13 protein-coding genes are annotated in these 14277 nt (G+C 68.2%); 8 read left to right on the top strand and 5 right to left on the bottom strand.

Features of this window, described 5'->3' with window-relative positions; all coding sequences use genetic code 11:
• Positions 1-82 precede the first annotated feature (82 nt).
• The 4 genes from ABZ470_RS15660 to ABZ470_RS15645 form a co-directional block, all read right to left on the bottom strand.
• Positions 83-637, bottom strand: coding sequence for an isochorismatase family cysteine hydrolase (locus ABZ470_RS15660; RefSeq protein WP_352012046.1), 555 nt, complete (start codon positions 635-637; stop codon positions 83-85).
• A 152-nt stretch (positions 638-789) separates the two neighbouring features.
• Positions 790-2250, bottom strand: a complete 1461-nt coding sequence (locus ABZ470_RS15655) for a serine hydrolase domain-containing protein (protein ID WP_362911780.1) — start codon at positions 2248-2250, stop codon at positions 790-792.
• 78 nt (positions 2251-2328) lie between these two features.
• Positions 2329-2991: a response regulator transcription factor gene (locus ABZ470_RS15650; protein ID WP_352012044.1), complete on the bottom strand. Its 663-nt coding sequence runs from the start codon at positions 2989-2991 to the stop codon at positions 2329-2331.
• Positions 2988-4142 carry a histidine kinase gene (locus ABZ470_RS15645; protein WP_362911779.1) on the bottom strand — a complete coding sequence of 385 codons (1155 nt, stop codon included), beginning with the start codon at positions 4140-4142 and terminating at the stop codon, positions 2988-2990. Before ABZ470_RS15645 ends, ABZ470_RS15650 begins: the two co-directional genes overlap by 4 nt.
• 320 nt (positions 4143-4462) lie before the next feature.
• Between ABZ470_RS15645 and ABZ470_RS15640 the strand changes: the two genes are divergently transcribed.
• Positions 4463-5023 carry a hypothetical protein gene (locus ABZ470_RS15640; RefSeq protein WP_362911778.1) on the top strand — a complete coding sequence of 187 codons (561 nt, stop codon included), beginning with the start codon at positions 4463-4465 and terminating at the stop codon, positions 5021-5023.
• A 169-nt stretch (positions 5024-5192) separates the two neighbouring features.
• Positions 5193-5666, top strand: coding sequence for a low molecular weight protein-tyrosine-phosphatase (locus ABZ470_RS15635; protein ID WP_352012041.1), 474 nt, complete (start codon positions 5193-5195; stop codon positions 5664-5666).
• 232 nt (positions 5667-5898) lie between these two features.
• Here ABZ470_RS15635 and ABZ470_RS15630 read toward each other — a convergent pair whose 3' ends face one another.
• Positions 5899-6912, bottom strand: a complete 1014-nt coding sequence (locus tag ABZ470_RS15630; RefSeq protein ID WP_362911777.1) for a helix-turn-helix domain-containing protein — start codon at positions 6910-6912, stop codon at positions 5899-5901.
• A 409-nt stretch (positions 6913-7321) separates the two neighbouring features.
• On the opposite strand from ABZ470_RS15630, the gene ABZ470_RS15625 reads away from it, so the two are divergent.
• The 6 genes from ABZ470_RS15625 (at position 7322) to ABZ470_RS15600 (ending at position 14226) form a co-directional block, all read left to right on the top strand.
• On the top strand, positions 7322-7513 hold the full coding sequence (locus tag ABZ470_RS15625) for a hypothetical protein (protein ID WP_352012039.1): 192 nt from the start codon (positions 7322-7324) through the stop codon (positions 7511-7513).
• A 478-nt stretch (positions 7514-7991) separates the two neighbouring features.
• A complete protein-coding gene (locus ABZ470_RS15620; RefSeq protein WP_362911776.1) occupies positions 7992-8549 on the top strand; it encodes a hypothetical protein in 558 nt (185 codons plus the stop codon).
• A gap of 9 nt (positions 8550-8558) precedes the next feature.
• Positions 8559-9029, top strand: coding sequence for a S26 family signal peptidase (locus ABZ470_RS15615; RefSeq protein ID WP_362911775.1), 471 nt, complete (start codon positions 8559-8561; stop codon positions 9027-9029).
• A complete protein-coding gene (locus ABZ470_RS15610; RefSeq protein ID WP_362911774.1) occupies positions 9026-10873 on the top strand; it encodes an ABC transporter ATP-binding protein in 1848 nt (615 codons plus the stop codon). Before ABZ470_RS15615 ends, ABZ470_RS15610 begins: the two co-directional genes overlap by 4 nt.
• A complete protein-coding gene (locus ABZ470_RS15605) occupies positions 10870-11391 on the top strand; it encodes a MauE/DoxX family redox-associated membrane protein (RefSeq protein ID WP_352012035.1) in 522 nt (173 codons plus the stop codon). The genes ABZ470_RS15610 and ABZ470_RS15605 overlap by 4 nt, the downstream gene beginning before the upstream one ends.
• 381 nt (positions 11392-11772) lie before the next feature.
• Complete coding sequence (locus ABZ470_RS15600; RefSeq protein ID WP_362911773.1) at positions 11773-14226, top strand: N,N-dimethylformamidase beta subunit family domain-containing protein; 2454 nt, start codon at positions 11773-11775, stop codon at positions 14224-14226.
• The last annotated feature ends 51 nt before the right edge of the window (positions 14227-14277 follow it).

Genomic DNA, 14277 nt, shown 5'->3' with positions numbered 1-14277 from the left:
ATCCGGCCGAGCGCTCCCGGTTCCCGGTCCCGGCGTGGGACCCGCTCCGCCGGGACCACGAGGCCGCGACGCGACCCGGCCGTCACACCCGCCCTTCGTGCCACCCGGCGCAGGACACGACCTCGAACCCCCGGCTGGGGAAGACGGCGTCCATGAAGAAGTCGTGCATCGCCTGGTCGCCGTCGGCGCAGCCGTCGCGCAGCACGGTCACCCGGTAACCGCGGTCCGCGGCGTCGTAGCACGTCGCGGCCACCATCGCGCTGGTCGCGACCCCGGCGACGGCGAGCGCGTCGACGCCGCGGGCGCGCAGCACGAGGTCGAGGTCCGTACCGGCGAACGCGCTGGCACGGCGCTTCAGCACGACGACGTCCTCGCCGGCGACCGGCAGATCGATCTCGGTCCCGGCCGAGCTCTCGTGGAAGGCGTCCCCGGCGTCGTAGAACGTCCGGTACAGCGCGTTGCCCGGCGGCAGGTCGGCCCCGTTGTCACGGAAGGCGAAGTGCACGAACACGACGAGCGCACCGGCCGCGCGGGCGCGCGGGAGCAGCTCGGTGAGCGGCGGCAGAACCTGCCCGGCGAACGGATAACCGCCCGTGATGCCCCGTTGGACGTCGCCGATGATCAGTGCGGTGGTCATGAAAAGCTCCCGTCCGGCCGCTCCGTCCTGCGTCCCCGCCGGTCGAGGACCGCGACCAGGGCACCGGGGTCTCCTTCGCGTGACGCTCGGCTGAGATCACAGTAGGTGCGAGTTAAGATATCAGCAACCTTCCACAGCCGATCCGGCGAGCCTCACGACGGGGCGCCGCCGGGGACCGGGGCGGAGACCGCCTGGCCCGCGCGGCGCAAGCACCAGAGGCGACGGCCGAGCGCGACCGCCCCGAGCACGGAGCAGGTGAGGCAGAAGATCACCAGCAGCGGCATCAGCCAGGCGGTGACGATCCAGTAATGGAAGCTGAACTCCCCCCAGATCGGTGTCGGCAGCACCACGCCCAGCACCGTCACCAGGGCAAGGGGAACGAGCCGCGGAACCAGCCTCGGCCGGCGCGCCGCACGACGCCGCGCGGCCCAGCGGCGCGCTCGGACGGCCACGGTGACCAGCAGCGCGGCCATCCCCGCCGTGAGCCCGAGCAGGATCGCGTTCACCATGGTGAGCGGGTTGCTCATCGGCGTTTCCGGAGACCCGATCCGTTCGGCGACGAGGTTGCCCGAGAGCAGGCTGGGATCTCCGCCGCCGTTGGTGAGGACGAGGGCGGCCACCCCTCTCCTGGGAGAGAAGACCATGTCCCCGGTCCACGTCGCCAGCGTCCCGCCGTGGCCGATCAACAACGGCGACGCGTCCGCCGTGACGGGGCGAACCTGCCAGCCGAGGGCGTAGCCACCGGCGTTCGGCTGGGCGGTGTGCAACTCGGCCAGGGAAGCGGCGCTCAGCAGGCCCGTACCGAGGGTGCCCTGGTTGAACCGCAGCCACCGCACCATGTCGTCCAGGGTCGAGATCACTCCGCCGTTGCCGACGCAGAACCCCGGCATCTCCGGTGCCGCGACCGCGACCCCGAGAACGACCTCGTACCCGGACGTCAGGCCCTCGGCCTGATCCGAACATCCCAGCGTCGAGCCGGTGTCGGTCATGCCCAGCGGTGTGAACAGCTCGGTACGCAGGAAGGCGTCGAAGGACTTCCCCGACACCACCTCGACGATCCGCGCCGCGATCGAGTAGTTGGTGTTGTGGTACTCCGCGTGGGTGCCCGGAGCGGCGGCCAGGGTCTTGTCGGCCAGCCCGGCCACGACTTCCCGTGCGCCGCGCGGGGGCGGGAACACGTACTCGTTGTTCGTGCTGATCGACAATCCCGAGGTGTGACTGAGGATCTGGCGCACGGTGATCCCGGTGAAACGTGGATCGGCCATCTTGAAGTCGGGCAGGACCTTGACGACCGGGTCGTCCAGGGAGACGCGTCCACGGTCGGCCAGCAGCATGATCGCCGTGGCCGTCATCGACTTGCTCATCGACGCGACCCGGAACCGGGTTCGCGCCGTCACCGCGTTGCCGTCCCCGTCCCGGCCGCGAACGGTCGTCTCGACCGAGGACCCGTCGATCACGGCCGCCGCGACCCCCGGCGTGCCGAAGACGGAGCGATACTCGTCGACCAGTCGTCCGCCGACGGCAGTGACGGTGGCGGTGGCGGTGGCCGGTGCCGTCCAGCCGAGCAGTACGGCGACGAGCGCGAGGAGGGAAATCACACGTAGGAAACGCACGACGTCGAACCTAGGCCGGGCGCCACCGGCCGACATCACCCCGAGGGGTGAGAGGGCACCGCCCGGCGGGGTGGAATCTCAGACAGGCAGATCGTTGCGGCCCACCAGCCCGTTCTCGTAGGCGTGGATCACCACGTGCACACGGTCGCGCAGGTTCAGTTTCTGCAGGACGGCCCGAACGTGCGACTTCACCGTGTTCTCGCTCAGCACCAGTTCCGCGCGGATCTCGCTGTTGGACCTGCCGCGGGCGAGCAGATCGAAGATCTCGACCTCTCGTGGGGTGAGGCCGTTCAGGGCCGCCGTCCTGCGCACCGGCACCTGCCGTACGAAATCGAGGACCGTCGCCGCCACCCCGGGGGCCAGCGCCGACGTCCCGGAGGCGACGTCGCACACGGCCTGGGCCAGGGCGGCGGGCCGGACGTCCTTGGTCAGGTAACCGCTCGCGCCGGCCCGGATGGCGGCCACGACCAGTTCGTCGTCGTCGAACGTCGTCAGCATGAGCACCCGGGTCGCCGGGGAGATCCTGACGATCTCCGCCGTGGCGGCGACCCCGTCCACACGCGGCATGCGGATGTCCATCAGCACCACGTCGAGCCGGTGCCGCCGGACGACCTCGATCGCGTCGCCGCCGTTCGCGACGTCGTGGGTGACCTCGATGCGTTCGTCGGCCGACAGCACCGTACGGAGCGAGGCCCGCAGCAGTTCCTGATCGTCGACGAGCATGACATGGATCGCGGTCATGCCCCCTCCTTCGTGGGGAGCCGCGCCCGCAGCACCCATCCGTCGTCCCCGTCGTCGATCGACAGGGTGCCACCCGCGGTACTCACGCGTTCCCCGATCCCCATCAGGCCGGTCCCCTGGCCGCTGCCGCCGCGAGGCGCCCTGCCGCCGTCGTCGCGCACCTCGACCACCACCTCGGCCGGGGTCCAGCGCAGGTGAACGGTCACCTCGACCGGTGGTTCGAGGTGACGCAGCGCGTTGGTGACGCCCTCCTGCACGGTCCGGACCACCGCGACCTCCGCGCTCAGGCTCAACGGCCGTCGCTCCCCCACCTCGGCGAACGTCACCGTGTGGAGCGGGCTGGCCGCCGAGGCCACGAGGTCGGGGAGGACGTCGAGCGAGATCGGGACCTTTCCCGGCCGGGAGTCGGCGCGCGGTGCCACGGTGGCCAGCATCGCGCGCAGGCCCTGGTGGGCGTCCCGGCCGGTCTCGGCGATGTCACCGAGTTCGCGTCGGGTCGCCGGGTCCGCCGTCGTCACCGCCGCGGCCTCGATCCGCGCGACCATGACGGTGACCGTGTGGGCGATCACGTCATGCAGGTCGCGGCGGATACCGGCCCGTTCCTCCGCGACCGCCGCGGCCAGTCGTTCGCTCTCCGCCCTTCGGCGGGCCTCGTGCCTGCGGCGCACCAGCAGGGCCGCGAGCCACACGCCGCCGACCACGGACATCAGCAGCCCACCCTCGACCAGGTGGGTCCACGCGGAGACACCGGAGGGCAGCCGGGCCCATGTCACCAGCTCGTTGAGGACGATCCCGAGCAGGGCGACGGCCAGCGCGGCCACCGAGGACCTGACCGGGACCAGGCCGGTCAGCCGCCACAACGCGAGGGGGAAGCACACAGCCGAGGGCAGCATGGTCGGTGACCAGCCCAGCAGGGGTGTCAGCACCAGGACGAGCATCGCCAGCGCGCCGATCGCGTATCCCTCCCACGGCCGTCGGCGGGCCGTCACCGCTCCCACATGGAGCAGGACGGCGGCACCCGCCACGGCGAGGGTCTGCCACAGGCCCGCGCCGAGGTACCACAGGGCGCCCGCCAGGATGACCGTCGTCAGGAGGAACAGGACCACGTGCGCCACCACCGGCCATGCGCTCCGGCGCTGGGAGGCTGTCACGGTCGTCGCCTTCCGGTGGGCTCGTGGTGGGGAGCCGTGCCCGGCTCGACGTGCCACAGGATAGCCAGCGGCGGGCGGGCCCGATTCCGGTGCCCGTCACGAACCCGTCGCCGAGGCCCGCCCATGAGCCCCTTGTCGAATGCCACGGGGCGCTCATCCACGCCTGATCGGCTCCGCCCGCGCCCCGCGGCAAGGACCGCCTTACCCGATGTCACGGAAAGTATTCTTGTATTCACTTTCGGTGATGGCCATGGTGAGAGAGAACATCCAGGCGCGTCAAAGACCACGACGTGCCCGATCAGCCCCCTGGAGGAGTTCCCATGTCCCAGCCCCGTCGCGTCCGCGGCGCCGCCCTGCTGGCCGCCCTGGTCGCCGCCACCGGTCTCACCGGTCTCACCTCTCTCACCTCACCCGCCCACGCCGCCGGGAGCGTCACCTGCGACACCGCGGGCACGATGTACTTCAAGCCCGGGGTGCAGATCGTCCCCCTCAGGCAGGACATCGAGATCCGCGGAGCCAACGGCTCCTGCCGCGACTCCACCGGCCTCGGCATCGACGAGGCCAGGCTCACCGCGAACTTCAGCGGTGTCTGGCTCACCTGCGAACTCGGCGGCGGCGGCACCGGCCACGGCACCGGCACCCTGGACTGGATTCAGGACGACGGCACGCGGGCCCGCAGCAACCTCGACCTGAACTTCGAGAGCAACATCGCCAGCGAGGTGACCCTGTCCGGCCAGGTCGTCGGCGGCCCCCTCGACGGGGAGAGGTTCTCCGCCCACCTCAGCGCCGACCTGCTCCGGGGCACCCTCAAGTGCACCGTCGGCGGCCCCTTCGGCGGCGCCAAGAGCGTCGGCTACCACGGCGAGTTCACCGTCGGCTGACCCCGTCCCACCTCTTGCGAGGTGATCCCCGAACCGCGAGGCGGTGCCGGGCCACACGGCCCGGCACCGCCTCGGCGTCTCACACGGCCCACCCGGCACCCGATGTGGCCCCGCCGTTCCCTCGGGGGCTCCCGCTCCGGGGGAACCGGCGGGGCGGCATGCTGGGGACATGAGTTATCGCGTGTGTCTGGTGTGCCTGGGAAACATCTGCCGCTCCCCCATGGCCGAGGTCGTCCTGAGGGACACCCTGGCCGACCACGGGCTCGGCGATCTGGTGACGGTCGACAGCGCGGGCACGGGAGGCTGGCACCAGGGCGACCCGATGGACCAGCGGGCCTCGGAGGTGCTGGCCGAGCACGGCTACGACGGTTCCGCGCACCGGGCGAGGCAGTTCCTGGCGGGCTGGTTCGGCGAGGTGGACCTGGTGCTGGCGATGGACCGGGACAACCTGCGGGTGCTGCGCCGCCTGGCCCCGGCGGGGGCCGACGTACGGCTGCTGCGTTCCTTCGATCCGGCGGCGCCGCGGGACGCCGAGGTGCCCGACCCCTACTACGGGGGCCGCACGGGCTTCACCGAGGTGCTGGAGATGGTGCGGGCCGCCTCGGAGGGCCTGGCCAAGCACCTGGCGGCCACGCTGCGCTGACCCACGAACCTCCGCGCTTCTTCTCGATCCCCGCTGGCCGCTCCTGTAGCCCGGGTTCCGGAATCCGGGCCGTCCTCGTGGAATCGGCCCGACGGGATCAGTCCGTGAGCACGTCGCGGCGTCCTCCGCGCGGGCACGCCACTGTGCGCCGCGCACTGTCCGGGTGCTCCCTGAACGACACCCTGCGAAGACTTCGGATCCCGGATGTGCCCGCCGTTCCGTTGCCGTCCGTTCAGGCCTCGGCGGAGTTGGAGTCGGTGAGCCAGTCGACCGGCTCCGCGGGGAGAGAGATGTGCCGATAGTGCCGAGGTGGCGCACCGTAGGTAGCGCGGAAGGCCCGGCTGAAGTGGGCGGGATCGGTGAAGCCCCAGCGGCGGGCGATGGTGTGCACGGGATGCGTGCGGAACCGGGGGTCCGACAGATCACTGCGACAGCGTTCCAGGCGGAGCCTCCGGATCCAGGCCGCCGGCGCCATGCCCTCTGCGTCGAAGATGTCATACAGATAGCGCAGTGAGATCTGGTGCGCGACGGCGACGCCCATGGGACACAAATCCGGGTCGCCGAGGTTCTGCCGGATGAACTCACGTATCCGCAGACCAAGTATCTTTTTGCGCGTCTCCGGCGTTTCGTCCACGAGGCTGTCCAGACGGGAGGACAGAACGGCGGCGAGCAGGTCAACGGTGACCGAGGCCAGGGGCGACGCGTCTGCCTCGCCGAACTGCTCGGCGCGCTGGTCCAGGCCGACAAGCCACTGGGCGAACAGCGCACCCATGCCCCGGCTCGCCGAGAAGGGTACCGCTATCAGACGTCCGGCCGCGTCCGGCGGCAGGGGCAGCAGCGTGCGCGGGATCTGCACCACCAGCGCGGACGTGGTCTCCGGTGTGCAACTCCGCCACGCGGCGTACGGGTGGGAGGTGTCCACCAGAACGAACTGCCCCTGGCCGAGCCGCGCCCTCCGCCCCACATGATCGACGACGGCCTCGCCGTTGAGGACGAGGTGGACTTGGTAGGGCTTCGGACCGCCCTGCCGTACCATCCTCTCCGACCTGCGTACCCACACGGACGGATGAGTGAGCGCGCATACTTGTATGCCCTCCAGTTCCAGGACGCGCGCCCGGCCGCGAAAACATTCTTCTTCGTCGCTGAACATCTGGGAGGGGCACAAGGTGGCCGCCATCTTTTCCGTCCACCAGGCGAATCTTTCCCCCGCAGGAAGACCGTCGGTACTGAATTCCGTCATCAACATCTATCACCGCAGATTCCAATTTCCAATGCCGGCGGTTCAGGCGCATCCACCCCGTTCCCGTCCGCCCGCAACCCTCGAACACGGTGATGGTAACCGAGGAAACGGCAGAGAGAAAGACGCTCTGCACTGGATGTTCAATGCACGGACGTCTGCCGGAACCGACCGGTGTAAGGAATGAACAACCGATCGGCAACCTGGTGTGGGCGGCAGGAGCCGTCGGCGCTCGTCTTCCTGCGCAAACCCAAAGCCAATCCCGTCACCATTGGTTCCACCATCCCCACACTGAGTGAGTGCCAGAATTGACAAGTCGGCCCGCACGCACAGTCAACGACACTCACGTTCTCATGTGATGTCATGTTTCGAAATCGAGTCAGAGACTGATTCGAAAACAGCAGAAAGAGGTGAGCGAATGAAGATCATCAACAAGTTCGGCGACGCGCTATTGGAGCGCCTTGCGCCGCGCACGGAAGCGGCCGCCGCGTGCATAACCTGCTCCCAGACCCAGAACCTGTACCGGCGGGCCTGGTACTACTGCACGGGCCCCGACACCAGTACATGCGGATACGTCCCGGCCCCCGGCAGTTCCTGCGGCGACTGCTGAGAGCGTAGTCAAGACGTCCTCACCCTGAGTGCCGGGAAGGCGGTTGCAGGTCGCAGAGCAGGCCCGATCACCGATCCGGGCCTGCCGCCCGCCTTTCGCCCCGCGTGAGAGAAGGCGCCCGTCACGCGGGTTCTCCGATCGAAGGAGGGCTCCATGGTGAGACCCCCCTTGATCGCTGGGCACACACGCCCTGTGCGCGACGCGTGGTAAGCCGATGACGGCCGGCATTTCGAGAATCTCCTCATTCCTGACGGTCGTCATCGGCCACATCACCCGGTTCCGCCCAGGGCGGCAGGCTCGACGCTCCGCGCCGAGAGGGCTCGGTGATCGCCGGACCTGCTCACTCCAACCACTCTCGATCCTCCGGTGATCGATGGTGTACCGGCCCGTCCTCTCTGTGCGGAACCGCCGGAGCGCGGGGTGGCTCGGCCATCGCGCTTCGACTGTCCGGCGCAGCGGTTACCGAAAGGCCCGTCCAATGCTCCTCGAAGTGAGTGTTGTCCTCATCGGAGGACTTTCCCTTCTTAATCTTCTTCTCACTCTCGCAGTCATCAGAAGAATCCGAAGGCCTTCCGCCTCCATGGGTTCGGAGATGTCGCCGATCTCATCTCTTGTCCTTGACAAGGGCATGTCGCCGGCACCGTTCAAAGCAACTCTGGAGAGTGGCAACGTATTCTCTTCCGAATCATGGGCGACATGGACCGTCGTGGCGTTCTTCTCTGACACCTGCTCTGCCTGCCGGGAAAAAATACCCTCCTTCACCGGCCAGGTGCAGGAGATAAGAGAACACGCCGCACGGAACGAGCGAGAGGCCCCGGCCGTCATCAACGTCGTGGTCGGCGATTATGCCTCCTGCGCGGACATGGTCGTGGCACTGGAGAAAACGGGAGAAGTGGTTGTCGAGCCGACGGACGGATCGCTCGTCAAGGCTTTTCAGGTCAAGGCTTTCCCGGTGATGTGCCTGCTCGACGAAGCCGGCTTCGTCACCGCCGTAGGAATGGACCTTGAATCCCTGTTGAGCCCGATTCAGGTATAGGGCGCGTAGATGATCACTTTAGTGCTCGCGTTCACGAGCGTATGCGTCTTGGGGCTCTGCGTGGCCACATGGACGGTCCGGCGAAAACTGCGCGTTGTCACCGTCCGAGGTTGCAGCATGGAGCCAAGTCTGTTGAACGGTGAGAAGATTCTCGTCAAGCGTTGCACGGCCTCCGGTATACGGAGAGGCGATGTGGTCTTCCTGGAGATGGATGAGCCACTGGGCTGGCCCCCGGGCCGGCCGATACTGCCGTCGTCCGGATTCCGCTCGCACATCGTCAAACGGGTCGCCGCGTTGCCCGGCGAACGGGTCGGCGCCGACCTCGGCGTCACACGGTCCATTCCCCGGGACTCCGTCGTACCGGCCGGAAAGCTCGTGCTCCTCGGCGACAATCCGAACACAAGTGAGGACTCACGCAAATACGGCTACATCTCGGCCGCCTGGGTCACCGGAAAGATGATCAGAAAGCTGGGCTCGTGACGGCCGGCATGAGGTGGTCGTCCGCGCGGCGCTCGCTGAGGACGCTGGGTCTGGCGATCGCCCTCGCCTGGCGCACGGCCGCCGGCCGGCTGATCGTGCTCGCGCTCGTCTCTCTTCTGTCCTCGATCGTCCCCGTCGCGACCGCGTGGCTCACCAAACTGGTGATCGATCAGATCGCGGCGGGAGAGTTCGACATCGTGTGGCTGACCACCGCCCTGGCCTCCCTGGGAATGGTCCCGATCGTCCTGCGAGGGTGGGGCAGATATCTCCAGAACGACCTGGACAGACAGACCAGACTTCTGGCCAAAGAACGCGTCTACGACGCGGTGAACCGGCTTCCGGGTATCTCCCGTTTCGAGGATCCCGTCTTTCTCGACAAACTCAGGATGGCCGGTCATTCAGGCGGAAGTGCTCCCGGACACATCGTACGGAGCGGTCTGGACATCTTCGGTGGCACCCTTCTCGTCGGTGGATTCCTCGGGTCGCTGATCGCACTGAGCCCGGTCATGGCACTCGTGATAGCCCTGGGAGCCGTCACGACGCTGGCCGGCGAAATAGCGCTGTCGAGACGGCGTGCGTCGATGACCCTGAAGATCAGCCCGATGCAGCGGCGTGAGCTGTTCTACAGCACCCTGCTCGCGGGTGTCGAGGCGGCGAAAGAGATCAGGCTGTTCGGCATCGGAGGTTTCCTAAAGGACAGAATGCTCGCGGAGGTGCGCCGGGCCGACGCCGAACAGCGCGCGACCGATCGGCGGGAGCTGTTCCTCCAGTCCAGCCTGGGCACGGTCTCGGCCGTTGCCGTGGGAGCCGGTTTGATCTGGTCGATCATCGGGGCCGGAAACGGCCATATGAGCGCCGGCGACATAGCGATGTTCATCGCCTCGGTCGCGGGTGTTCAGGGCTCCTTGGGGGGACTGACGACCCAGGTCGCCTTCATCCATCAGCAGACCCTGTACTTCCAGCAGCTCAGCGACATCGAGGAGAACGATCCCGACCTCCCGGTACCGGTCCGCACCGGGACGCTGGCCCCCCTCCGCCACGGCATAGTCTTCCACGACGTCTGGTTCCGTTACAGCCTTGACCATCCGTGGACCCTTCGTGGCGTCACCTTCGAGATCCCCGCAGGCAAGACCGTGGGGCTGGTCGGACGGAACGGGTCAGGAAAGAGCACCTTGGTCAAACTCCTCTGCCGTTTCTACGAAGTAGAGCGTGGCGGTATTTACTGGGATGGGATCGATATCCGGGACATCGACCCGGCCCGGCTCCGGCAGCGTATGGGAGCGGTCTTCCAAGACTTCATGAGCTACGACCTCCCCGCATTCGAAAACATCGGGATAGGGCATATGCCGTACATGGGCGATCGCCCCCGGCTTGAGGCGGCTGCTCAGCGGGCCAAGATCCACGAAGATCTACTGGCTCTCCCACGCGGTTATGAGACACCGCTCACGCGCCTTTTCATTGACGGGGAAAATCTTGAGAAGAACGGCGCCGACCAGGAGAGGGGTGTGTTTCTGTCGGGCGGGCAGTGGCAGCGCATCGCGCTTGCGCGAGGAGCGCTTCAGGTGGAGAAGGATCTCCTGATCCTTGACGAGCCGAGCTCCGGCCTGGACGCGCAGGCCGAATACGAGATCCACAAACAGCTCAGCGAATACCGTCGGGGACGTGCCGGCCTGCTTATCTCCCACCGGTTGAGCGCACTCCGCGATGCCGACTCCCTGGTCGTGCTTGAGGAGGGAAGAATAGTCGAAGAGGGGCCGCATCCCGACCTGATGCTGGCAGGAGGGATCTATGCCGGGCTCTTCAGGACTCAGGCCGCCGGATATCTTGACGGTGGTGCGCGATGATGTACGTGTCGCTGACGTGTGCGGTGTCACTGGCCGCGGTGTTCGGTCACGCCGGGCTGGGAAAAGCCCGTGACCGGAAAGGTTTTGAGAAATCGATCAGAGACCTGGACTGGTTCCCGCCCGGAGTAGTGCCGACGGTGGCGCGGTCGGTGGCGGCCATGGAGTTGCTGGTGGTCCTTGCGTTCGCCGCCTCACCGGTGGCGGGGCCGAAGGCAGCCGTTGTCGGCTTTTCCGGCGCCCTGACCCTGCTGATCGGTTTCACCGGCGTCATCGTTCTGGCACTCAAACGCGGTGTGCGGGCGAGATGCAACTGCTTCGGAACAGCAGGGGCGGAGTATTCCTTACGTCATGTGGTCCGTAATTCACTTCTGGCCGGTATGGCCGTCACAGGAGTGTTAACGGCCGGTACGGACCACCGTGCGCATATCAGCGGCATGACCCTCGCCATCCTCACAGGGTTGATCATCGCGGGACTGACCGTCGCGATGGACGACCTGCTGGGCCTGTTCCGTATGTAGATCACGCCCGGGCGGGAAACACCGATCTCTGATCTGTGAGGACACCTCGTTCCGCAGGCCGGATCACGCCTCAAACCACTGTCGAGGCCTTTAGGGCACAGGCCGAACTGCCAACCGGCGGGAAGGCCGAAGCGCTCGACGGCGTCGCGGAACCACGTACGGCGAGCTGTCCGCTATCGGCCAGGAGGCCGATACGCACCCTATGGCTTGTTCTTAGCTGTTTGTTTTAACTTGAGGCGGAGCCTTTGGCGAGAGGAGACAGCGCACGTTCTCCACGAGGCGACGAGAGCACGCATCGTTCGATCGCCCCGGCGCCTCGCCGGTGAGACGGCATGTCGTCCCGTGTGACCGGGGTTCCAGGGCCGGCAGAGAGGTGATCGAGTGATCGCGCGCAGACGACTGAGGACGGCACTGCTGGTCACGGCTCTGGCCGTCGCGATCGGCGGCTCCGGCCCCCTGGCCACGGGAGTGGGGACCGCGGCGGCCTGGCCCCAGACCCCGAAGGTCGACCCTCTCCCGCTTCCCGTCGATCCGGGCACGCCCCAGGAGGCGCTGGACGCCCTGGGGATCAGCGGCTATCCGGACCGGCTGAGCGTCCAGCCGGGTGAGTCCGTGAAGTTCATGGTGAGCACGAAGAGCCCCACCTTCAGGGCGACGATGGTCCGGGTGGTGCACGGCGACGCGGACCCGCGCGGACCCGGCCTCAAGGAGCAGGTCATCGAGTCCGCCGTCAACAAGGAGTACCCCGGCCGTCACCAGACCCTCCCCGTCGGCTCGTACGTGAGCGTCCCGGACGCCCCCGCCCTGCGGCTCGGCGGAAGCTTCACCATCACGGCGTGGATCGCGCCGACCACCGTCCCCGGCTCCGAGCTCAACCCCGTCGCCTACCGGCGGACCCCCGTCGGCACCGGGGCCGCGCAGGGGATCGTGACCAAGTGGTCGGAGAGGGAACAGGCCGGATACGGCATGTTCGTGGACCGGGACGGCGGGCTCGGCCTGCGGCTGACCGACCGGTCCGGGCAGGCCCACACGGTGAGCACCGGCGTGCGACTCAAGCCGTGGGCCCCGGCGCTGCGCGGGGTCGAGCCCGGCGGCGCCGTACGGCCGCAGCACGTGAACTCCTCCGGCTGGTACTTCGCCGCGGTCTCCTACGACGCCGGGACCGGGAAGGTGAGGCTGTACCAGTACCCGCTGACCGGCCACCCCAACGACTCCCAGGCCGTCGTCACCCGCACGATCGAGGCCCGCGGGCTGAGAGACGCCACCGCCCCGCTGCTGGTGGCCGCCTACCAGGGAGCCCAGGACCGGCCGACCGGGTTCTACAACGGCAAGGTCGACGCCCCCCGGGTGTACGGCCGGGCGCTGGAGGAGCGGGAGGTCCAGGCCCTGCGCGACGGCGGCCCGGCCGGGCGGACGGCGCTCGCCCTCGACTTCTCCCAGCGGATGGACACCGACCAGGTCGTGGACGTCTCCCCCAACCGGCTGCGCGGCCGTACGGTCAACCTGCCGGTCCGCGCCGTCACCGGGCACAACTGGCAGGCCGACGAGCAGAACTTCAGGCGGGCGCCCGGGCAGTACGGGGCACTGTACTTCCACGACGACGACCTGGGCGACGCCGCCTGGGAGAGCGCCTTCACCTGGCGGGTGCCCGCCGACGCCCGCAGCGGCGTGTACGCGGCCAAGCTGGAGGCCGACGGACGCGTCTACCACGCGACCTTCGTGGTGCGCCCCAAGCGGGGCAAGGCCACCTCCAAGGTCGCCCTGCTGGTGCCGACCTTCAGTTACCTGGCCTACGGGATGACGGGCGGCCTGACGAGCGGGATGAGCCAGTACTCCCGGCACAGCGACGGCAGCGGCGTGGTCTACTCCTCCGCGCTGCGGCCCATCACCAACCTGCGCCCGCTCTCCACCGGCCCGAAGGGTGAGGGCAGGCCGTGGCAGTTCGAGGCCGACACCCACATCATCGACTGGCTGGAGTCCACCGGCCGCACCGTGGACTACGTCACCGACCACGACCTGCACCGGGAGGGCAGGAAACTGCTGGACGACTACCAGGTCGTCGTCACCGGCAGCCACCCCGAGTACACCTCAGAACCCATGCTCGACGCCCTGGAGGGCTGGCTGAACGACGGCGGCAGGCTGATGTACCTGGGCGGCAACGGCTTCTACTGGGTCACCCCGCTCGACCGCACCGGCACCTACACCGAACTGCGCAGGCACGACGGCACCGAGGCCTGGCAGAGCGCCCCCGGCGAGTACTACCACAACACCACCGGCGAGTTCGGCGGCCTGTGGCGCTTCCGCGGCAGACCCCCGCAGCAGCTGGTCGGCGTCGGCTTCACCGCCCAGGGCTTCGGCTCACGGCTGGGAACCGGCCTGTACAGCCGCCCCCTCAACCGCTCCCCCGAGAGCCACGACCCCAGGGCGGCCTGGGTCTTCGACGGCGTCAAGGCCACCGGCCCCATCGGCGACTTCGACTCCCTGCAGAGCAGGGGCGGCCCCATGGGCGAGGAGCTCGACCGCGCCGACTACGCCCTCGGCACCCCGGACAACACCGTCGTCCTGGGCTCGGGCACCGGCTTCGGCGACGAGTACATGTTCGTCAAGGAGGAGAACAACACGGCCAACCTCATGGAGGGCGGCACCGTCAACTGGCTGGTCCGCGGCGACGTGGCCCTCACCTTCTACCCCAAGGGGGGCGCGGTCTTCTCCGCCAGTTCGATCTCCTGGGCGGGCAGCCTGTTCTACGACCACTACGACAACGACATCTCCACCATCACCGGCAACGTCCTGAACGCCTTCTCCACCGACGGACCGCTCCCGGGCACCGGCTGAGGTGTACGTATCGGTACGCGACATCCCGCGCGGCACGGGGCCGAGAGCCCC

Source organism: Streptosporangium sp. NPDC020072 (genome assembly GCF_040631445.1).
Lineage (GTDB): Bacteria > Actinomycetota > Actinomycetes > Streptosporangiales > Streptosporangiaceae > Streptosporangium.
Note: the sequence above shows the minus strand (reverse complement) of the source record. Positions and strands in the feature narration are given on the sequence as shown.